Here is a 21,628-nt window from a genome sequence, read left to right on the forward strand (position 1 = left end):
AGTCCATTCATCAGCAGCCGAAGTATGAATCTCACCGCCGCCTCCGGTTCAGACAACAGATATGCTGCGCATATAGCCTCGCCAGCCGCCAAGTGCCGTGATCTCTTCTGCGCCGTTTACAGCATGGGCTTCGCAGAGGAAGCACGATACGCTGGAGCCATCCTCCAGCGTGACCTTGCCGATGCCGAGCGGGGCAGGGATCTTGGCAACGAAACGGCCGAATCCATCAGGTGGCAGCGCCCAGACCTCAATCTCCACTCCATGCCCGTCATGCCCCGGTTCACGGAGGAGACCGGGCTTCTGCGGGATGGTATTCGGGAGCAGGAAGAGGCGATAATCGCCTGCAGTGCGGCACGTCCTTACCAACTTGCCGCCCAATGTCGTCAGCTCGTGATTGAGCGGCATGCCAGTCAGATGCGCGCCGACCACGGCGATGGCGACAGTATCGTCTGAGAGCGAAGCGACACGGCTCTGCTCGGGGATAGCCGCAGCGCGGTCGATGCCCATGCCGGCTGCGGCTGCGCGATGCAGCGCATCGGCAAGAGGGGCCAGCGCATCGTCGGTGAAAGCCGGCGCAATCAGCGTCACGCCACCGGGCAGACCATTAGTACCGAAGCCGGCGGGAACGGCGATGGCCGCGCAATCGAGCAGATTGACGAAGTTCGTGTAGCGACCAAGCCGGCCGTTGAGCACGATCGGGTCGGCGAGCATATCTGTAACCTTATAAGTCGTCGGTGCTGTCGGCAGCAGCAGCAGATCGGCCTTTGCCCATTCGCCTTCGGTTTTGCGCCTGAGATCTTCGAGCTTGTAACGGCCATTGAAGGCTTCGACGGCAGTCTTGCCTTTCGCGTCTTCGATTATCTTGCGAACCGTGGGATCGAAATCGGCGGCATTACTCGACAGGAAATCTTCGACGGCTGCCAGACGCTCGGCAACCCATGGGCCGTCATAGAGGAGAGAAGCCGCCTCACGGAAGGGCGCATAATCGAAGGGAACGATCGTCGCGCCGAGCTCTTCGGCCCGCTCGATTGCCTGATCGTAGAGCGCTTCGACATTGGCATCGCCGAAGAACTCGCGTTCCGCACCCGCGAGAACGCCGACGCGCAGGCCCGCGACCGGGAGGGAAGCCGGCTTGCCACGCCTGGAAAACGCGTCGGCCGCATCGAAGCCCTCGGCAACCCTGCGGATTGAGACGCCGTCGCCGACAGTCGCGGCAAAGATGGTGATGCAGTCGACGCTCTTGCAGGCCGGTACGGCGCCGGTATTTGACAGCAGTCCTGGTGTAGGCTTGATGCCGACGAGATTGTTGAAAGCAGCCGGCACGCGGCCCGAACCGGCCGTATCCGTGCCGAGGGCGAAGGTGGCGAGGCCGGAGGCCACCGTCACCGCAGAACCGGAGCTTGAGCCGCCCGAAATATAGTCGGCATCGAAGACCGAGCGCGGCGCCCCGTAGGGTGAGCGGGTACCGTTGAGGCCGGTCGCGAACTGGTCGAGATTGGTCTTGCCGATCACGATCGCACCTGCCGCCCGCAGCCGTGCAACGACAGTTGCGTCCTTCCCGGGATTATAAGCGAAAGCCGGGCAGGCGGCTGTCGTCGGTAGTCCCGCCACGTCGATATTGTCTTTCACCGCGAAAGGAATACCCCAGAGCGGCAGGCTGTTCGGCTCGGGGGCACGTTCCATCAGAGATCGTGCTTCAGCCCGCAATGTATCCTCGGGCGTCGGCGTGATGAAGATTGCCGGATCCTTCGAGGCGGCACGACGCGCAATGACGGTCTCGACGACATCGAGCGGGCTTAGGCCGGCCTCATAGACTGCGCGAAGGCCTGTCAGATCAAGAATGGTCGGCAGCATGGTTCAGCATTCCTCCAGAACAACAATGATATCGCCCGCTTTGACATTTCGTCCGGGGCCGGCACGCAGGTCACGAACGCGGCCCGGCGCATGTGCAGTGACGTTGATTTCCATTTTCATGGATTCGATGATGGCAAGTGTGTCGCCGGCCGCAACCGGTGCGCCCGGCTCGACCAGCAGTTTCCAGATATTGCCGGGCACGGCGCTGGCAACGCCGAAGCAGCCTTCAGGAATATCTCCGTCAGGGCTTTCACCGGTGCCTTCGTCGGTGACGAAGCTATCGAGTCCTGCCTCCTTCCAGCGCTGGCGCTCGGCGTCGAAGGCCGCCTGTTGGCTTGCCTTGAAGGTTCCGATCGAGGCGGCACTGACCTGCAACTCCCTCTCATAAGCGGCATAGGAGAATTCCGTTTCCTCGATCCTCACCGGATAGCCGCCATGCGGGAAGGCACTGCGCGCCTCCGTGAGCTCCTGGTGGCTGACGGGAAAGAAGCGGATCTGATCGAAGAAGTTCAGCAGCCAGGGCTTGCCCCTGGCAAAGACCGGTGTCTGCCGCCAGGTGTTCCACACCTGGATGGTGCGGCCGAAAAGCTGATAACCGCCGGGACCTTCCATGCCGTAGATGCACATATAGGCGCCACCGATGCCGACGGCGTTTTCCGGCGTCCATGTGCGAGCCGGGTTATATTTCGTCGTCACCAGCCTATGGCGCGGATCGATCGGGGTCGCGACCGGAGCGCCGAGATAGACGTCACCGAGGCCGAGCACGAGATAGCTCGCATCGAAGACGACGTCGCGCACGGCCTGCTCATCCGCCAGCCCGTTGATACGGCGAATGAATTCGATATTGGACGGGCACCAGGGCGCATTCGGCCGCACGAGTTCCTGATACTTGCGCATGGCAAGTTCCGCATCCGGATCGTTCCAGGAAAGCGGCAGATGCACGATGCGGCTCGGTACTTTGACGTCCTGGACCGCCGGCAGGCTCGCCTCGATCTCGGCCAGTAGGCCAAGCAGGCGTCTACGGGTCAATGCCTTACCGTCATAGTGTATCTGCAGCGAGCGGATGCCGGGTGTGAGATCGATGATTCCGGGCAGGCGCGCCTGCGAGACGGCCTGCATCAAGAGATGCACCCTGAGCCGCAAGGCGATATCGAGCGTCATCGGCCCATATTCCACCAGCAGATTGTCATCACCCTGGCGGCGGTAGACGACCGAGACTGGTCCGTCATTGCTCTTGCCGATAACAGGCGAGCCCGCTTCCTCCTTTGCCCGATGCACCGCTGGACCGGCAATCGGGTCTTCAGGACGTGCGACCGGATGGAATCGGATGCGATCACCCGGCTTGAACTGACCCATTTTCCATTGCTCGTCGCGAGCGATCACTGCCGGGCAGACGAAGCCGCCGAGGCTCGGTCCGTCTGGCCCGAGGATGATCGGCATGTCGCCCGTAAAATCGATCGCACCGATCGCATAGGCATTGTCATGCAGGTTAGACGGATGAAGGCCGGCCTCGCCACCATCGCTGCGCGCCCATTTCGGTGCGGGACCGATCAGGCGCACTCCCGTGCGGGCACTGTTGAAATGTATCTCGTAATTCGTGGAAAACAGCGTCTCGATATCGCCGTCTTGGAAGAAATCAGGTGCGCCATGCGGACCATAGACGACACCGACGTCCCAATCGCGCGTCAGATGCGCCGGCTCTGTCGCCGGCTTCGGCGGCTGGGCTGCGGCCTGACGGGCAAGATGCAACACATGGCCTGTCCTCAGCGCACCGGTAGCGTTGCCGCCGAACTGGCCAAGCCCGAAGGTGGCGCGTGAGCCGAGCACGACAGGGGCGGCCAAACCGCCTGCTACGGCGAGGTAGGCCCGCTGCCCCGGACCATCGATGCTGCCGATCGAAAGGGTCTGGCCTGCACGAATGGTGGCCGGCGCATCATGGCGCAGTTTTACGCCATCGACACTCATCGCCATTCTGGCGCCGGCAAGTGCGACCACCGTGTCCGTATAGAATTTCAGCACCGGGCCGGACACCGTCAGCTCCAGCGCCGTGACTGTATCATCATTGCCGACGAGACGATTGGCGTGGCGAAAGGAGCGTTCGTCCATCGGACCGCTCGGTGGTACGCCGACATGCCAGAGGCCAAGCCGGCCTGGCAGTTCCTGAATGGTCGATTGCGCGCCGGGTGCGATCACCTCGATCACATCGGGCACGAAGGAAAAGTCCCGCAACGCCGTCGTCACCATCTTGCCGCTGGCGAGAAGGTCTGAGCCGGCGATGGCGCGAAGATAATCCAGATTGGTCTCGATGCCTGATATCGACGTTCCCGAGAGTGCTGCCTTTAGCTTCTCGATTGCCGCCGGACGATCCTCGGCCGACACGATCAGCTTGGCGAGCATTGGATCATAGAAAGGCGTCACCTCTGTACCGGTCTCGATCCAGCCGTCGACGCGTACATCTTCGGGAAAGACAACCTCCGTCAGTAGACCGGCGCTCGGGCGGAAGTCTGCATGCGGCATCTCGGCATAGACGCGCACTTCGATCGCCGCCCCCTCCGGCCGCAGCGCCCCTGTGCCCGAAAGCACGTCCTCGCCGGCGGCCTGGCGGATCATCCATTCGACCAGGTCGATGCCGAACACGGCTTCCGTAACAGGATGTTCGACCTGCAGGCGGGTGTTCACCTCAAGGAAATAGAATTCCTCACGTCCGGGATCATAGATGAATTCGACGGTACCGGCGGATTCGTAGGAAACGGCCGAGCCTAGATCCGAGGCCGCCTTGTGCAGGCGGGCGCGGGTTGCAGCCGAAAGACCGGGGGCAGGGGTTTCCTCGACGACCTTCTGGTTCCGCCGCTGCAGAGAGCAATCGCGCTCGCCGAGCGCGATCACCTTGCCTTTGCCATTGCCGAAGATCTGCACTTCGACATGGCGGGCTTCAGCTACGAAACGCTCGATATAGACGCGCGCATCGCCAAAGCTTGCCCGCGCGGTCCGCTGCACGCTTTCGAACGATGCCTTCAGGCTTTCGGCGTCGGCGCAGAGCTGCATGCCGATGCCGCCACCGCCGGCTGTGCTTTTAAGCATGACAGGATAGCCGATCGTTTCGGCGGCAGCGAGCGCTTCATCGGCGCTTGAAAGTAAGGTGGTGCCGGGGAGCAATGGCACGCCACTCGCTTTGGCCAATTCGCGCGCCGTATGTTTCAGGCCGAAGGCCGAGAGGTGTTCGGGCCGAGGGCCGATGAAGGCGATGCCTTCGGCGGCAAGCCGTTCGGCAAAACCGATATTTTCCGACAGGAAGCCGTAGCCGGGATGAACCGCCTCGGCTCCAGTCGCCTTGCAGGCGGCGATGACGGCCTCGGCATTGAGATAGCTTTCGCTCGCCGGCGCCGGCCCAAGACGGACGGCTTCATCGGCCATCAGGGCGGGTTTGGAGAAACGGTCGGCGTCGGAATAGACGGCGACGGACGCAATCCCCATTCGTCGCAGTGTCTTGATGACCCGAATGGCGATTTCGCCCCGGTTGGCAATCAGGACTTTCTTGAACATGATCAGGCCTCGCCATCCCAGATCAGCACCCGGATCGGCGTCGGGTCGAAGCCATTACAAGGGTTGTTGATCTGCGGGCAGTTGGAGATGACGCAGAGGACGTCCATCTCAGCGACAAGTTCGACATAGTCGCCCGGTGCGGAAATGCCGTCCACGATGGTCATCTCGCCATTCGGCTTGATCGGCACGTTCATGAAGAAGTTGATGTTCGGCACGATATCGCGCTTGCTCATGCCGTGCTTGCTGACTTCGAGCACGAAATTGTCGCGGCAGGCGTGGAGATATTTGGTGCCATGACCGAAGCGCACAGTATTGCTCTCGCAGGAGCAGGCGCCGGCGGACGTATCATGGCGGCCGCAGCTGTCGGCCGTCATGGTCAGCATGACATTGCCCTCGTTCGACATAATCTTCGTGCCGATGCCGATATAGGCGGCGCCCTGCATGCGCATTGTATCCTGATTGGAATAGCGCTCGGAGAAGTCATCGGCACGGTAAAACAGCGTGTCGATCGCCTGCTGGCCATAGCTGTCCTCGATGCGGATCGTCTGGCCCTTGCGCACGATGCCGGACCACGGGGCTTCTGCTGCAATGAGATGATCCTGGGCGGCATTCTGCAGGCTGCGAGCAGGGGAGGTCTGGATGAAATCGGACATCGGTCTCTCCTCAGGCCTGCATCAGGGCGTTGTTTTCGAAACCGCGCACAGCTTCGGCGGTTGCCGTGCGGCAAAGATCATCCTTGGTCGGAGCCGCCGCCTTGTAGCGGGTGATGACAACGGGCTTGGGCTGGTAGGCGGGATCAGGATCGAGCGGATGCGGGCAATTGGAGAAGCCGACCAGCATGTCCATCTCGGCGCGCAGTTCCACATAATCGCCACTATTGGAACGTTTCCCCTGCCAGGCGAAACCGCCGGCCTCGGCAAGGCGCACCGGCGCAAAGAGGTTGAGGATAGCAGGAATATCGCGACGGTCGAGGCCGAGCTTGACGGCAACGAGGATAAGGTTGCCCCGGGTGTTGCGGGTCTTTTCGTCGGGATATTTCGCCGCGTTCGAGGCTGCCGTCGAGCCTCCCGTCAGGCAGTCGTGTGCGCCGGAACTATCCTCAATCATCGAGAACATAACGCGGCCCATGTCGGAAAAAATCACACGTCCCTTGCCGAGCGCCGTCGTCCACTGAACCTTGGCCGTATCGACAAGGTTGATCCGCTCGCTCGTATCGGTGGCATTCCAGGCGACGAGCGCCACCGTTGAATTGCCCTCGGCCTGATCGACCCGGATCGCCTCGCCGCGCTGAAGTTTGGTGGACCAGTACCAGCCGCCGGGAATGGTTTCCTGATGGATGACCGCGGCGGCTTCGATCGCCGGCGCCGGCAGCGCGCTTGGGCCGGGCAAGGCCTTGGGCGCGAATTCCAGACCCTTCTTCTGATGCTCTTCGTAGCGCGCGCGATTGGCGGCGATCTCTTCGGGCGAGCGTCTCACATGCATCATAGCATCTCTCCTGATGGTGCCAGGTCGTCCCGGCCATGCCCCAGGGAAGCGACCGGGCCGTCCCGGTCGGGGCTGAAAATCGATGACTGGCCGGCAAGGCGCGGCGGCCAGATGGAAATATCCTTGGTGATGGTGGCGCCGTAGCGCTCCTTTTCTTCGGGCCGGTCACGGCGACGCTCGAAGGCGACGACGCGGCTTGCGAGCGTGAAGGCCTCGCGCATGTCATGCGTGACCATGACGACGGTCATCTGCGTTTCATGCCAGAGCCGCTTCATCAACGTGTGGATTTCGGCGCGGATGCCGGGGTCGAGTGCACCGAAAGGTTCGTCGAGCAGCAGCACCTTCGGCTTCATGATGAGTGCTTGGGCGAGTGCCAGGCGCTGCTGCATGCCGCCGGAAAGCTGTGCTGGATATTTGCTCTCCGAACCGGCAAGCCCGACCTCGGCGATGAGCTGGCGTGCTTCCTCGATGGCGTTGCGGCGAGCTGCGCCGAAGAGCTTGGCCTTGTAGCGCGCCGCAGACAATTCCTTGCCGAGCAGCACATTGCCGAGCACCGTCAGGTGCGGAAAGACGGAATAGCGCTGAAAGACGACACCGCGATCCGGTCCCGGTTCCGGCGGCAGCGGCTCGCCGCCGAGCAGGATCTTGCCTTTCGTCGGCTGCTCCTGGCCGAGCAGCATGCGCAGAAAGGTGGTCTTGCCGCAGCCGGACGGGCCGACGAGGGCGACGAAGGCGCGGGAGGCGACGGTCAGCGACACGTCCTCGAGTACGATCTGGTCGCCATATTCCTTCCAGACCTTTTCGATCTTCAACTCGCTCATGCCTGCTTCTCCAGTTCCGACCAGGGGAAGAGGGCGATGCGCAGGCGGTCGAGCAGGGCGTTCATGACCACGGCAAGCAGGGTAATCCAGACGACGTAGGGGAAGATGATATCCATCGAAAGATAGCGGCGGACAAGGAAGATGCGGTAGCCGAGGCCGGAATCCGAGGAGATTGCCTCGGCGGCTATCAGGAACAGCCAGGCCGGGCCGAGCTGCAGTCTGAGGCAGGTGATCAGACGCGGCAGGATCTGCGGCAGCACGACCCGCAGGCCGATCTGCCAGGAGGAGCCGCCGAGCGTTTCGGCCTTGACGATCTGCTCACGCGGCAGTTCCAGCGCCTTCAGTGCCAGATCACGGATCATCGTCGGCGCCACGCCGATGACGATGAGGGCGATCTTCGAGGTTTCGCCAAGCCCCATGACGATGAAAAGGATCGGCAGCAGCGCCAGCGGCGGCACCATGGAGATCACGGCGACGAAAGGAGCGAGCAGCGCCCTGAGATAGGGCAGCATGCCGATCAGCATGCCGACGATGAGTGCGATTGCCGTGGAGATGCCGAGTCCTGAGAGCAGGCGGATCAGGCTCGCACCCGTATCCGACCAGAGCAGGAATTCGCCTGTACGCTGATCGGCGACGAAGGCCAAACGGTTAATCGCATCGGCAAATCCCGCAAGGCTCGGCAGAAGCTTGTCATTGGCGTTCTCAGCCAGTCGCGCAGCCGAGCCGAAGGCATAGGCAAGGGCGAGCAGCACGAAGGGCAGCATCATCAAGGCGAACTGTGCGCCCCGGCTCGGCCTCGTGTTGATCCAACGCATGGGAAATGCTCCGCTGGTGAAGAAGGGGAGGCGCGGGTAGGCTGCGCCTCCGTTGCGATCAGAGCGAACCGTCTGCGGCTGCCTTCATGTAGGTCTCGGTGAAACGCAGCTTCACATTGCCGGTATCGCCCAGCACCTTGCCGTCAGGCATTTCGATACCGATGACATCGGCAGACGGTGCACCATTGCCGAGCAGGCCCTTCTCGAAGAGGAAGTTACGGACCAGATCCATGGTCTTCAGCAGGTTCGGCGACGCGGTGAAGGCAACGGCATCGGCCGGCTTGTCGAAGAGCTTTGTGGCGGCAAGCTGGGCTTCGAAACCGGCGAGATCGGTACCGGAGGCCGACCCCATTGCTTCGCGGGCTGCCTTACCCTCGGCAGTATCGGCACGCAGAAGAGCGGCTGTCTCGTACCAGATGCCGGCCAGCGCCTTGCCGAAGTTCGGATTGTCCTTGAGTACGCCGCTATTGGCGACCATCAGGTCGATGATTTCGCCCGGCACCTGCGAACTGTCGAAAACTTTCTTTGCCGTGGGATCTTCGAGGATGGTGGAGACCAGCGGGTTCCAGGTGACGACGGCGGTGACATCTGATGTCTTGTAGGCCGCAACCATATCGGCGTCCGACGTGTTGACTACCTTCACGTCACGCTCGGCCAGTTTGATGCTTTCGAGCGCGCGGGCCAGCAGATAGTGCGAGACGGAGAATTCGACGAGATTGACGTTCTGGCCCTTGATATCGGCAAGGCTCGCCTTGTCCTTCAGCATGACGGCGTCATTGCCGTTCGAGAAGTCACCCACGATCACAGCCGTCGTGTCGACGCCGCCGGCAGCCGGAATCGACAAGCCATCCATGTTGGTCAGCGTTACTGCGTCGAAGGCGCCTGCCGTGTACTGGTTCATCGATTCCACGTAGTCGTTGAACTGGGTGACATCGATCTTGATGCCGTATTTGTCGGCCCATTTCTTGACGATGCCGTGGTCAGCCGCATAGCCCCAGGGCATCCAACCGACATAGATGGACCAAGCGACCTTGAATTCGGTCTTCTGTTCGGCCTTGGCGAAGGAGCTGAAGCCCATTGCCAGCGAAGCGGAAAGCGCGGTGATGGAAAGGATCTTCGAAAAAGTCTGCATTGAAATTCCCCTTTTGCTTTTCTTCAAAAGGGATCGGCAATGACCATCGTGCCGCCAATCCCTTGGCTTACGAGGTCTCCCGGGCTTTTGTCCCGCCGTGCACCCGACAGGATTTCTCCCCCGCCGGTAGTAGCTCTCGGACCAGCCGCGCTTTTTGAAAACGCCGGAACCCTAGCCACCAACTCTACTTTTATCGAAGCAAGCACTGTGCCAGTTTATAAATGTCCTTGATTTTCAAAGATCGGCAGATGCACCGCTCCATTTAGCAGATAAAAGTGCATACTGATGCTTAATTTACAGGCAAAACATGGCTATGCGTAAGCGGAGTGCATAAAATTGGCGCGCCTCCGCGACTGAACCAGAGGGCCGTATATTCGCGCCAAGAAAATGGTTCTTGGTGCCTGCACTGCTAGAAATTCAGATTGCCCGCTGGAAGCGTAGTGCGCGCCCAACTGCGGTCTGACGATCTACGGAATGTCTCTCGACTCCAGTTCCGGGCAGCTTTCCTCGTTTCCGAAAGTGATCTCCTTGCGATCTCCGTCAAGTGTCAGTCCCCTGAAGATCAGCACGTTCTCGTCGCGATAGACGATCTCGCTTCGGTAAATACCGGCGCGTATCGCTCTGTTCTTCGCCCGGCTGACGTTGCATTGCCCGATCGGCGGCGACACATGCCAATTAGACGTGCCTTGCGTATCGGTTTGCCAGCCGGCGGCGGAAACAAGCGCCGAACTAACGAGCAGGGCAAATGCTGACAGTAAAAGTTTGAGCGGCAATCGAGATTTCACGACGGTACTCCCAGACAATTCAGCTATCGATGCCGCTGCTATTATCTGAAATTGCCTGCCAGATCATCCGATGGCGCGCCGACCAGCTTTGACTTTTCAGGGAATGGTGAACGATCACGCTCATGATCGATGGGAGATGCCTCCCTGGGTTCAGGTTCGTGCCTGTGCCGCAAAGCCGTGCCAGCAGTCGGCGATGAGTTCGATGCCGCTGATCCGCTTCTTAAGATCTGAAAGAACCGCCGTTTTCAATCTCCCGGCACGCCGGGAAGTGCTGCCGTTTCGCCGAACCAGTCGAGTGCGGAACTGCACCAGATCTGGCTCTTCGGCTTCAGCGTGACACGCTGGTTGATGCTGCCCCAGCGGATGCCCCAGCTGCGGGCGTCCTCGTCGACGCCCGTGGTGAAGAGCGGCGAGCCACATTCCGGGCAAAAGTATTGCAGGCGTTTGCGGCCGTTATCGGCGGTCTTGGTATAGAGCTTCGGTGGATTGCCGGTCAGGCGCACGGCCTCGCGCGGCACACTTGCGGTGACGCGATAGGGTGAGCCGGTTAGCCGCTGGCAATCCGTGCAATGGCAGATGGAGATCGCGTCGGGATCGATGTCGGCCTCATAGGTAACGAAGCCGCAATGACATTGCCCGTCGATATTCATGAAGGCTGCTCCTCTCACCGCACGAACATGGCTGAAGGTAGCGGCTCGCTGCCCGGCGTCAACGTGCGGCTCGCGACCCGTGACAAGCCAGGTCTCCAGCTTGCAGATCGTCCGGCGGTTACGAACATACGCAGTCAAATTTTGGTTTTGCCCGCCTCGGCGCTTTGAAGGCGTCTCGCGGACGCGTGGCCACTTAACTCCTGCCGTCGGAAGAGATCCCAATCGCCAGTCCGTCGCCACGTGGATCATGGGCGCCAAGTGCCAAGCCTTCCGCGTCGATGGCAATCACGCCTGCCTGTCCTGCAAGCGGGCTCTGCGCCTCGATCGGTGATAGCGCGTGGCCTCGTGTCAGCAGTTCGGCAAGCACCGCTTCACCGGCATCGCTTTCCAGCTTCAGGCTGTCGCGGCTGTCGGAAAAGGTTTTGCCGAGCAGAAAGCGCGGACCGGCCAGTGCGGCTGCCGGTTCCTCCTCGAAGTCGATCAGCCGCGTCAGCAGCATCGCCAGCGTCTGTGGCTGGCCATCGGCACCCTGCGTGCCGTAGAGCAGAGCGGGTCTGCCGTTTCGCAGGCCGAGGCCGGGATTCAAGGTGTAGAATGGCCGTTTGCCTGGAGCGATACCATTTACATGTTTGGGATCGGGCGAGAAAGCGGCACCGCGGTTCTGCCAGAGAATTCCGGTATCGCCGACGACCACGCCGCTGCCCCAATCGAAATAGGTGCTCTGCAAAACGCTGACGCTGCCCCCCGCTGCATCGGTTGCGGCGAAGAACACGGTATCGCCGCTACGAAAGGGGGCTGGCCATTCGAGGGCTCTTAGGGGATCGATCGAAGCTGCCGCCTGCGCGAGATGTTGCGTGCTCAGCCAGTCCCCCACCGGCTGCGGTGCGGCATCGGGATCGGCAATGCCGCCACGGTCGAGAAAGGCGCGTTTGACGGCTTCGATACAGAGGTGCAGATGGTCGGCGCTGCCGGCTTTTTGGGCGGCGAGATCGAAATGGGCGAGAATGCCCATGATCGCCAGCGTCGACAGACCCTGTGTCGGCGGCGGCGGAGCAAGCAGCTCGAAGCCGCGGTAGGGGAGGCTGAGTGGCGCTACTTCGCGCGTTCCGGTCGCCATGAGATCGGCGGCGGTTAAGGGGGAGCCCGCCGCCTGAAGCCCTGCCGCGATCCTCGCGCCGAGTTCGCCCTCGTAGAAGGAGCGCGGCCCGTCGCGAGCGATCAGCGAAAGCGAGTGCGCCAAATTCCTCTGCCGAAACAGACTGCCGGTTTCAGGTGCTGCGCCATCCGGCATGAAGAGCGTTGAAAAACCCGACCAGCCGGCCACTTCCGCCTGTCGGAATGTGAGCCAGAAGCTTTGCGAGCGCGTGACCGGAAATCCCTCTTCGGCGTGGCGGATCGCATCGGCAAGCAAGACGGGGAAACCGATCTTTCCGCGCCAGTGCCGCGTGGAATAGTCGTACGCGTGGCGCCAGGCGTCGACGGCGCAGGCCGAAGTCAGCGCAGAAAGCGGTCCCCGCAGTGGAATGCTGCCGTCGAAATTCGGCAGTTCCCGCGCCGCCTGGCCGATGCCGAGAAAACATGTCCTCCGTCCGCTGCGATCAGCAACGATCCAGACGGAATCGCCGCCAAGCCCGCAGAAATGCGGATAGACAACGGCAATCGTGCTGCCGATGGCGATCGCTGCCTCCAGCGCGTTGCCGCCAGCCTGCAGGATCGCCGCACCTGCCTCGCTCGCCAGCGCATGCGGAGACGTCACCATGCCGCTGCGTCCGGCCGCCTGTTTTCCGAAGTCCCGGCCTGCCGGTATCGCCATGTTCAAATCCCGTTGGATCCAGGTCTGTAAAGCGCGCGATAGGTCCGGTAGCCCCGATCATAAACGGCAGCATTGTCGGGATTGGGGGTGATCCATTTGCCCTGGCCGACAAACGCGGTCACGCCGGACCAATCCTCGGTGAGCCCCGCGCCGATCGCTGCTGCCCAGGCGACGCCGAGACAGGAGCCGGGATGGCCGGTGAGACCCTGCAGTGGCTGCTGCAGCACGTCGGACACAATCTGCATCCAGATAGGGCTCTGCGATCCCCCGTCCGAGACGGTGAAACGCGTCGTCGGATGACCGATATCGTTCAAGACGTCGATATGATGGCGTAGCGCATATGCATAGGCCTCCAGCAGCGCCCGCCAGAGATGGCCGATATGGTGCGAGAGCGTCAGCCCGTCAATCAAGCCGCGCGCGCTGGCATCGTGGATCGGCGTCTTCTCGCCGAGGAAGTAGGGCAGGATCGTCAGCCCGTCCGCGCCGGCCGCGCATTCCGCGGCCAGCCGGTCGAGATAGCGGTGTACCGATATTCCCTCCGCCTTTGCCGCGATCTCCTCGCGTCCGGCGAAGGTGCGGACGAACCAGTTAAGTCCCGCGCCGCCGGTCGACATGCAGCCGTTCGGCATATAGAGTCCCGGCACCAGATGATAATCGAGGAACATGCGCGGATCGGGCCGGGCGACATCCGTCGCTGTCAGGATATCCACCGCGCCGCCGAATTTCAGCAGCACGTCGCCCGCCTTATTGATCCCCGCGCCGAAGGCCGAGGCGATCATGTCGGCTGCCCCGCCGATAACAGGCGTTCCAGGTGAAAGTCCCGTCGCCCTGGCGGCCTCGCGGCTGACATGGCCAAGCACTTCGTGCGATAAGATCTTCCGAGGAATGGCATCCCGTCGAATTCTGGCAAAGGCGATCAATTCGTCGTCGAGCCTGCCGGTACTGATATCGATGAAACCTGCTTCCAATGCCCAGTTCTGCTCGATTGCCTTCTCGCCAGTCAGCCTCCAATTGACGAAATCATAGGAACCCATAACGGTTGCAATGCGCGCGAAGACCTCGGACTCATGCCGGGCGATCCAGCGCAGCTTAGCCGTCACCAGCTGCTGGTTGATGCCGTTTCCAGCTCTGCGGAGAAAATCCACCTCATTCCATTCGGCCCTGAGCTCCTCGACCTCCTCGGCGCAGCGCCCGTCGCTCTGCTGGATGCTGGGCCTCAGCACCCTGCCGGCGTCATCAAGGAGCACAACGGCCGGCAACATGCCGGTCACACCGACGGCCGCTATTTGCCGTGCCTCGATCCCGCTCGTCGCGATCAATTCCCTGGTAATTTCGCAGATATTCGCCCACCATTCCGCCGGGTCTTCCTCGGCCCAGCCGTGCTGCGGCGAATGAAGCGTCGAAGGCCGCGAGGCAAGCCCCAGCACGCGGTTTGGCAGTTCGATCAAGATGCCGATGGTGGAGGTGGTGCCGATATCGAGGCCAAGCGTAATGGACATAAAGGTTCCGGTCGTTTAGCGCAGCTTTTCGACGATCTCCATGAAACGCCTCACCCGGTCGCCGTCGACGGGGTTCCATGTATTGCCGTCCACCTTGAAATGGGTGCCGATGACGACGCCGCTGGCAACGCTCAATATGTCGCGCACATTGTCTTTGTTGACGCCCGTATTAGCGAAGACCGGAACGTCCCGGACCGTCTCGCAGACGCGCCTCAGGTCCGATTGATCGACGGCCTGCCCTGTCAGCGGTCCTGAAACCAGGATGGCATCGGCGAGCGACGAGAATACGGCGCTTTTTGCCCTGAGCTCAATCGGGCGCTGGTCCAACGAGTGGGCAAATTCGGCGTTGATGTTGAAGAGCATCTTCATATTTGCGCGGCCGAGACTGTGCCGCAGCCGCGCTGCCTTGGCGCAATCGGGCTGCCAGACACCCATGTCAGAGGCGAACACCCCAGTGAATATCTCGCGAACGAAGCTCGCGCCGGTTACCGCGCCGATCGCAACGCTTGCCGAAGGATCCCAGAGATAGTTCACGCCGAATGGCACGGCCAGATGCGGCTTCACCCGCTCGACGATAGAGGTCATCGCCGCCAATCCCTCGGGCGGCGCCTGGAAGACGTAGGGCCTGTCGTTCTCGTTCCCGAACATGATGGCGTCGACACCGCCCGCCTGCAGTTTCTCGACATCGGAAAGCACGTCGTCGACGAGCCTGTTCAGCCCACCGGCAGCGTCATAGGCCGGCGAGCCGGGCAAGGCGCCGATATGCGCCATCGCGATGACCGCTTTCTTCTTGACGCCAAAAAAATCAAAGATCATGCGAGAACTCCTTGAAGCGCAATCGGATGGACGGGCATCCGCGGGGGGACGGATGCGGGAGAGGGCACATCAAAGCAGCGGCTGCTCCTCGGGCGCGATGCGCACCTGGACGCCGGCAGCAGCGAGCGCATCGGCAAGTTCGGCCGGCGGCATGGCATCGGTGATCAGCACGTCGAATTGCTGCAGTGGCGCAATATGCACCAGCGACATGCGCTTGAACTTGGTGGAATCGCAAAGCACCACCTTCTGCGTCGCGCGACGCAGATAGACCCGCTTCATATCGGTGTCCTCGAAGGAATAGTCATAAATTCCCTGCGCCGTGATTCCGGATACGCCGACGAAGGCAATGTCGAACCAAAGCTCCTCGAATTGCGCGACGGCCGATTGGCTGCTGATCGCCATTTCTTCGCCGCGCATGCGTCCACCGGGCAAGTAGACCTCGCCGATGCCCGTGCCGAGCTGCATGGCGTTGCGCACGCTGTTGGTGAATATCTTCATATGCGGCTGGTTGAGCAGCAGACCGGACAACAGATAGGTCGTGGTGCCGACGTCAAGCGCCAGCGTGCGCGCGCCGGCAGCAATGCCTGCCGCCGCCATCGCGATAGCCCGCTTGGCGGCGGCATTGCGTGTCAGCCGGGATTCGAAGGTCGGCTCCTCGCGATCGACAACTTCACCGGCAACTGGCTCAAAGGCCTTGCCGCTGCGCACCGCGCCGCCATGCGTGCGCACCAGCCTCCCATCTTTTTCGAGTTCAATCAGGTCACGGCGCACGGTCATTTCGGAAACGGCAAGCTGCGAGGCGATATCACTGACGGAGACCGCGCCTTTGCGTGCCAGCGTCTCCAGGATGCGCGCATGCCGCACATGGGCCAGAACCTTAGGCTTCTCCGCTGCGGCGACCATCTGCTGTTCCGCGTCCATGATACGCTTCTCATCCTCCCGCCGCAGTTCGCGGCTGCACCTGTCTGATTGTTGCCTCCTGTGTACCGAATAATTCGAACAAATTCAAACACAAATTTCTCTTGTCGTGTACGATTTTGTTGATATATGATCGACGATGTTTCCATTCCACGAGGGCGGCATGCAGTCTCCGAGCTATCCAGAACTCTCCGGCAAGCGTGCCATCGTCACCGGCGGAGCGACGGGGATAGGGCGCGCGATCGCGACTGCCCTATCCCGCCAGGCAATCCAGGTCGCAATCTGCGACATCAATCTGGCTGCCGCCGAACAGACGGCGGCCGAGATCGGCAACGGCGCGACCGCGCATGCGATCGACGTTCGTAAGCGCGCCTCCGTCGAGGCGACTTTTTCCGAAGTGGTCGAGAAGGTGGGTGGTTACGATATCCTCTGCGCCAATGCCGGCGTCTCCACGATGCAGCATGCGCTGGAACTGACGGACGAGGAGTGGGACTATAATTTCGACGTCAACATTCGCGGCATCTTCCTGACCAACCAGATTGCCGCCCGCCGTTTCACGCGTACCGGCATTGGCGTCATCGTCAATACGGCCTCGCTTGCCGCAAAGATCGGCGCTCCGCTGCTGGCCCATTATTCTGCCAGCAAATTTGCCGTGCTCGGCTGGACGCAGGCGCTCGCCCGTGAGCTTGCGGCTTCGGGCATCCGCGTCAACGCCGTCTGTCCCGGTTTCGTCAAGACGGGCATGCAGGAGCGCGAGATCGCCTGGGAGGCGAGCCTGCGCGGCGTCACGCCCGAACGCGTCGTTGCGGATTATATCGCGCAGACGCCGCTTGGCCGGCTGGAAACGCCGGAGGATGTGGCCGATGTCGTCGTTTTCCTCTGCTCGAATTCGGCTCGCTTCATGACCGGGCAGGGCATAAATGTCACCGGCGGCGTCTATACGACCTGAGCCTTCCAGGATCCCAACAGGCCTTCGTTCATCAGGGAAAGAGCATGGCTGAAATCGTCTTCGACCAGGTCGGCAAGAGCTACGGCGATGGTTATGCGGCAATCCGCAACCTCAACATGACCATCCGCAACGGCGAATTCCTGGTCCTGGTCGGCCCCTCCGGCTGCGGCAAGTCGACGGCGTTGCGCATGATCGCCGGCCTCGAAGAGATTACCGATGGCCGCCTGACGATCAACGGCGCCGTCGTCAACGACCTTGCCCCGCGCGACCGCGATATCGCTATGGTCTTCCAGTCCTATGCACTCTACCCACATCTGACCGTGGCCGACAATATCGGCTTCGGCCTTCGCGTGCGCGGCCTCGACAAGGCCGAAATCGCCCGCAAGGTGCAGGAGACAGCGAAGCTTCTGGAGCTCGAGGACTATCTCGCCCGCAAACCTGCTCAACTCTCCGGCGGCCAGCGCCAGCGCGTCGCCATGGGTCGGGCGCTCGCCCGCAGCCCCCAGGCCTTCCTGATGGATGAGCCGCTTTCCAATCTCGATGCTCGCCTACGCGGCCAGATGCGTGCCGAAATTGCCCGCATGCAGAAAATATCGGGCATCACGACGGTCTATGTCACCCATGACCAGGTCGAGGCCATGACCATGGGCGACCGCGTCGCCGTCATGAAGAGTGGTGTGCTGCAGCAGCTTGGCACGCCGCGCAGTCTTTATGATCAACCGGCCAATCTCTTTGTCGCAAGCTTCATGGGCTCGCCGGCGATAAATCTGTTGGCCGTCGATCTCTTTACGACGGATGACGGGCCTGAAGCCCGCTTCGGCAGGGCTTCCATCCTGTTTTCCGGCGAGGCGCTTGCGGAACGGCCGGCCATCGCCGCTGCTGCCGGCCGCCCCGTCGTGCTTGGCATCCGCCCGGAAGCGTTTCAGCCGGTCGACGCAGGCGGTCTGGCCGGAACCGTCACGTTCGTTGAGGATCTCGGCGCCAGTCTTCTCGTCCATGTCGAGGTCGAAGCCGCCGACCGGCTCAAATCGCTCTCGGCCGAAGAGGATGACGTGCCGCTATCGGCTCCACGCCTGCGTGTCATCATTGACGGGACCAGCCGTGTGGAAATCGGCGAGCGCCTGTCGCTTGCCGCCGATCCCGCCCGCATCCATGTCTTTGATGCCGCGACTGAGGCGGCGATCCGCGCCTGAGCGCGTCGCCTTTTTAGTGAATACCCTTCGTTAAGCCCTGCACGAAATAGCGGTTGAGGAAGAGCACGATCAGCACGATTGGGATCGTCGAGAAATGCGCCAGCGCGCCGAGCGTGCCCCAGGTGATGTCTTTCGTCCCGTACGCTGAAAGCAGCGCGACCGAGATTGGTTTGGAATCCAGCCGGGTCAGGAACATCGGGTAGAGGAAGTCGTTCCAGGAGAACATCAGACAGAAGAGCGCAGAGGCAACGACGCCCGAGCGCACCGCTGGCAGAGCCACGCGCCGGAAGGAGCCGAACAGCGTGCATCCATCCGTCAGCGCAGCTTCCTCCAGTTCCTTCGGCAGACTGCGGAAATAGGAAAACATCATCCAGGAGACGAAGGCCGAGTTCAGCATCGCGTTGATGAGGACGACGGCGATCCAGCTGCCGAGCAGCCCGATATTGCGCATCATAAGATAGAAGGGGATCAGCGCAGCGACGGCCGGCACCATGCGGATCGCCATGAAGAAATAGGCAACGGCAACGGCATAGCGGCTCGTCGAGCGCGCCAGCGCATAACCGGCCGGTACGCCGAGCACCAATGAGAGGATGACGGAGCCGCCGGCGATCAGGAGGCTCGATGATAGCAGGCTCCACACGTCGAAGAGACGGAAGACCGTCGCAAATTGCTCGAAGGTCGGCATGAAGGTCAGTTTCGGGGGGATCGAAAAGATGTCACGCGACGGCTTGTAGGCGGTCGAGGCCAGCCACAGGAAAGGCAGCAGGAAAAAGGCTAGCATGACCAGAATGAAGCCGCGCTCGCCGATGCGGCTGAGACTGCGTTTGCTCATCGCCCGTTTGCCTTTCTGTCCGCCTTGCGGATCAACAGAATGAAGCCTGCCGCGATCACGGCAATGCAAATCAGCGTCAGGTTGGCGATCGCCGAGGCGCGGCCGATATTGAAGAATTCCAGCCCCTGCTTTACCGCATGCAGCATCAATGTGTTGGTCGCGTTGCCCGGCCCGCCGCCAGTCGTCACATAGACGCTGTCGAAAACCCGGAAGGCATCGATGGTGCGCAGCGTCAACGCCAGCAAGATCGAAGGCAGCATCAAGGGGATGACGATGATCCTCAGCCGCTGCAGCGCTGTTGCTCCATCCACTTCAGAGGCCTCGAGAATATCGCCCGGCAGCGCTTTCAGGCCCGCAAGCAGGATCAGTGCCACCAGCGGCGTCCATTCCCAGATGTCGACGAAGATAAGGGTCGCCAACGCCGAGTTCGGATTGGCGAAAAGCCCGCGCGGGTCGGAAATCCCCAACTCGGCGAGATAATAGCCGATGAGACCGTAGTCGGCGAGCAGCAGCGCCCTGAAGATCAGCCCGACGACGAGCGGCGTGATCGTGACTGGAATTAGGATCAGCGCCAGGCAGATCCGGTTGAAGCGGTCGTCGCGCCAGAGCGCCAGCGCAATGGCAAAACCGAGCAGCAATTCGACGCTCACGGCACCGACGGTGAAAATGACGGTGTTGACGAACGCACCGCGCGTCACGGTATCCGAAAGAAGATCGACATAATTGCCGAGCCCGACGAAATGCGTCCGCGCCGGTTTCAACAGATTGTATTCGTAGAGACTGAACCAGATGCCCTGCGCCAGCGGCCAGACACCGATGACAAGCACGTAAATGATGGCCGGCAGGGTCATCAGGATGAAGAACAGGCGCCTGCGCTCGAGATAAGAAACGCTCAAGGCGGGAGAGGGCTTCAGCGCGAAAACGAGAGATAGGGTCACGTTACATCCATCAGGTTCCTGGTCCGATGCGCGGCATGGGGATCGAGCCCGGAGTTCAACCGATCATGAAGCCTGTGGCGCGTTGGATCAATGGGCTGGAAACAGTGGGAAGCGCGCCCAGGATCCGGATGACTTCGGTCGCGTTGACCAAGATCCGAAGCTGCATCCAAATCGAAGAGGAAGAGCTTCTGCCGAAAACCACTTCTGTTTTCGGCAGAGTGCTTCAGGCGCGGCCCAGGGGAGGGAACTGTGCAGCGTCAACCGTCGTCAAAAGAGCTTCGCAGCCGCTTCCTGGGCGGCATCAAGTGCCTTCTTTGGATCGGCGTTGCCGACGAGTACGTCGTTGACGGCGGTGCCGAGCAGGTCCTGAATCTCCGGATATTGCGGGATGCGCGGACGATATTCGCCGTCACCATGCTCGAATGTCTCGGCGATCACCGGCAGGAAGGGGAACTTCTTCAGCAGATCGGGATCGGTCATCTCGCTCTTGCGCAGGAAGCTGCCGGCGCCCATCATGTTGAATTCCTTGTGCACCGACGGGCTGACCAGCCATTTGATGAAGGCCCAGGCCGCTTCCTTCTGCGTGTCCTTGATGCCGGCGTTGATCGCCATGCCCCAGCCGCCGATCCCGTAAAGCTTCGGCAGGCCGGCGCCGCGCGGGGCGGTCGTGATCGCTACCTTGTCGACGATCTTGGAAATTGCAGGATCGTAGTAGCCGGGAGCGCCGACCGACCATGTCTGCATGGTCGCGGCGATGCCCTGGCGGAAGCTTTCCTCGCGCCCGCCCCAGTCATAGTTAACGGCCCCGGGAGGAGCGGCCTTCATGAAGAGGTCCTTATAGACGGTCAGGCTCTTGATATTGGCTTCGGAATTGAGTGCCGGCTTGCCATCTGAGCCGAGGATCGAACCGCCCATCTCGGTATTATACTGCATCCAGTCCTGGGCGACCGCAGGGCCTTTCTGGCCGTTGGCAACGAATCCGTAAATCTTCTTGCCGGGATCGGTCAGCTTGTAGGCTGCCGCAATCATTTCTTCCATCGTCGCCGGCGCCTTCAGTCCGGCGGCATCGAACAGATCCTTGCGATAAGCAAGCACGTTGGCATAACCTGCAAAGGGGAAGGCAACCTGTTTGTCGCCCCAATGGCCAAGCGCATTGAGAAGCGTCGGATAAATGTCATCGAGCTTCAATTCGGCGGCGTCGCGTTTCATCCATTCGGTGAGGTCGACAGTGTATTTGTTTTCGGCATACTGGCCGGCCCAGACGATATCCATCGTCACCAGGTCGTAGCCGCCGGTGCCGCCGACGAAATCGGTCGTCGTCTTCGTCAGAAGCGAGCCGTAGTCGAGAATGTCGACCTTGACGGTGGCGCCTGTCTCCTCGGTGAATTTCGGCGCGATGGCAGCCAGAACAGCTGCGAACTGGTCGTTTTGCGAGGCAAGCGTCAGAGCGATACCTTCGTATTTCCTGTCGGCGCCGATGGCGGAGCCCACGAATGCGACCGAGACGAGGCCTGCGATCGCAAATTTCCCTGCAATACTGCTGAGCGATGTCATGTTTGCTCCCCTTTTTTTGGTTGACCAGAGG

The 21,628-nt window shown here is 61.4% G+C and carries 18 protein-coding genes and 1 riboswitch; of the genes, 2 read left to right on the forward strand and 16 right to left on the reverse strand.

The genetic code is table 11. The features are described 5' to 3' along the window. Window positions 1-48: 48 nt before the first annotated feature. The 13 genes from atzF to FHT92_RS27425 form a co-directional block, all read right to left on the reverse strand. Window positions 49-1,854 carry an allophanate hydrolase gene (gene atzF / locus FHT92_RS27365; protein ID WP_183831132.1) on the reverse strand — a complete coding sequence of 602 codons (1,806 nt, stop codon included), beginning with the start codon at window positions 1,852-1,854 and terminating at the stop codon, window positions 49-51. A 3-nt stretch (window positions 1,855-1,857) separates the two neighbouring features. After that, entirely contained in the window at window positions 1,858-5,397 is a 3,540-nt protein-coding gene (uca, locus tag FHT92_RS27370; RefSeq protein ID WP_183831134.1) for an urea carboxylase, read from the reverse strand. Window positions 5,398-5,399: 2 nt separating this feature from the next. Beyond that, complete coding sequence (locus FHT92_RS27375) at window positions 5,400-6,050, reverse strand: urea amidolyase associated protein UAAP2 (protein ID WP_183831136.1); 651 nt, start codon at window positions 6,048-6,050, stop codon at window positions 5,400-5,402. A 10-nt stretch (window positions 6,051-6,060) separates the two neighbouring features. Beyond that, entirely contained in the window at window positions 6,061-6,882 is an 822-nt protein-coding gene (locus FHT92_RS27380; RefSeq protein WP_183831138.1) for an urea amidolyase associated protein UAAP1, read from the reverse strand. Continuing rightward, on the reverse strand, window positions 6,879-7,703 hold the full coding sequence (locus FHT92_RS27385) for an ABC transporter ATP-binding protein (RefSeq protein WP_183831140.1): 825 nt from the start codon (window positions 7,701-7,703) through the stop codon (window positions 6,879-6,881). The genes FHT92_RS27380 and FHT92_RS27385 overlap by 4 nt, the downstream gene beginning before the upstream one ends. Beyond that, a complete protein-coding gene (locus FHT92_RS27390; protein WP_183831142.1) occupies window positions 7,700-8,518 on the reverse strand; it encodes an ABC transporter permease in 819 nt (272 codons plus the stop codon). Before FHT92_RS27390 ends, FHT92_RS27385 begins: the two co-directional genes overlap by 4 nt. A gap of 58 nt (window positions 8,519-8,576) precedes the next feature. Further along, the gene (locus tag FHT92_RS27395) at window positions 8,577-9,650 is read right to left on the reverse strand and encodes a putative urea ABC transporter substrate-binding protein (RefSeq protein ID WP_183831144.1); all 1,074 of its coding nucleotides are present in this window, start codon (window positions 9,648-9,650) and stop codon (window positions 8,577-8,579) included. Window positions 9,651-9,724: 74 nt separating this feature from the next. After that, a riboswitch (guanidine-I (ykkC/yxkD leader) is annotated at window positions 9,725-9,836 on the reverse strand. Between the two features lie 281 nt (window positions 9,837-10,117). After that, window positions 10,118-10,435: a hypothetical protein gene (locus tag FHT92_RS27400; RefSeq protein ID WP_183831146.1), complete on the reverse strand. Its 318-nt coding sequence runs from the start codon at window positions 10,433-10,435 to the stop codon at window positions 10,118-10,120. A 245-nt stretch (window positions 10,436-10,680) separates the two neighbouring features. Then, window positions 10,681-11,085 carry a GFA family protein gene (locus FHT92_RS27405; protein ID WP_183743144.1) on the reverse strand — a complete coding sequence of 135 codons (405 nt, stop codon included), beginning with the start codon at window positions 11,083-11,085 and terminating at the stop codon, window positions 10,681-10,683. Window positions 11,086-11,278: 193 nt separating this feature from the next. Next, window positions 11,279-12,844 carry a gamma-glutamyltransferase family protein gene (locus tag FHT92_RS27410; protein WP_183831184.1) on the reverse strand — a complete coding sequence of 522 codons (1,566 nt, stop codon included), beginning with the start codon at window positions 12,842-12,844 and terminating at the stop codon, window positions 11,279-11,281. A 56-nt stretch (window positions 12,845-12,900) separates the two neighbouring features. Beyond that, window positions 12,901-14,397, reverse strand: a complete 1,497-nt coding sequence (locus FHT92_RS27415) for an FGGY-family carbohydrate kinase (RefSeq protein ID WP_183831148.1) — start codon at window positions 14,395-14,397, stop codon at window positions 12,901-12,903. A 15-nt stretch (window positions 14,398-14,412) separates the two neighbouring features. Further along, window positions 14,413-15,213: a BtpA/SgcQ family protein gene (locus FHT92_RS27420; protein ID WP_183831150.1), complete on the reverse strand. Its 801-nt coding sequence runs from the start codon at window positions 15,211-15,213 to the stop codon at window positions 14,413-14,415. Window positions 15,214-15,282: 69 nt separating this feature from the next. Then, the gene (locus FHT92_RS27425; RefSeq protein ID WP_183743151.1) at window positions 15,283-16,134 is read right to left on the reverse strand and encodes a DeoR/GlpR family DNA-binding transcription regulator; all 852 of its coding nucleotides are present in this window, start codon (window positions 16,132-16,134) and stop codon (window positions 15,283-15,285) included. Window positions 16,135-16,294: 160 nt separating this feature from the next. On the opposite strand from FHT92_RS27425, the gene FHT92_RS27430 reads away from it, so the two are divergent. Together FHT92_RS27430 and FHT92_RS27435 are read left to right on the forward strand one after the other, a co-directional pair. Beyond that, complete coding sequence (locus tag FHT92_RS27430) at window positions 16,295-17,080, forward strand: SDR family NAD(P)-dependent oxidoreductase (RefSeq protein ID WP_183831152.1); 786 nt, start codon at window positions 16,295-16,297, stop codon at window positions 17,078-17,080. Between the two features lie 44 nt (window positions 17,081-17,124). Continuing rightward, window positions 17,125-18,273: an ABC transporter ATP-binding protein gene (locus tag FHT92_RS27435; protein WP_183831154.1), complete on the forward strand. Its 1,149-nt coding sequence runs from the start codon at window positions 17,125-17,127 to the stop codon at window positions 18,271-18,273. 13 nt (window positions 18,274-18,286) lie between these two features. Here the strand turns inward: FHT92_RS27435 and FHT92_RS27440 are convergent, their stop codons facing one another. From FHT92_RS27440 to FHT92_RS27450, 3 genes are all read right to left on the reverse strand, one after another. Beyond that, window positions 18,287-19,105: a carbohydrate ABC transporter permease gene (locus FHT92_RS27440; protein ID WP_183831156.1), complete on the reverse strand. Its 819-nt coding sequence runs from the start codon at window positions 19,103-19,105 to the stop codon at window positions 18,287-18,289. Further along, window positions 19,102-20,043: a sugar ABC transporter permease gene (locus tag FHT92_RS27445; RefSeq protein WP_312858795.1), complete on the reverse strand. Its 942-nt coding sequence runs from the start codon at window positions 20,041-20,043 to the stop codon at window positions 19,102-19,104. The genes FHT92_RS27440 and FHT92_RS27445 overlap by 4 nt, the downstream gene beginning before the upstream one ends. A gap of 267 nt (window positions 20,044-20,310) precedes the next feature. Next, window positions 20,311-21,597, reverse strand: a complete 1,287-nt coding sequence (locus FHT92_RS27450) for a sugar ABC transporter substrate-binding protein (protein WP_183831158.1) — start codon at window positions 21,595-21,597, stop codon at window positions 20,311-20,313. Window positions 21,598-21,628 lie beyond the last annotated feature (31 nt).

The organism is Rhizobium sp. BK377 (assembly GCF_014193935.1).
GTDB lineage: Bacteria > Pseudomonadota > Alphaproteobacteria > Rhizobiales > Rhizobiaceae > Rhizobium.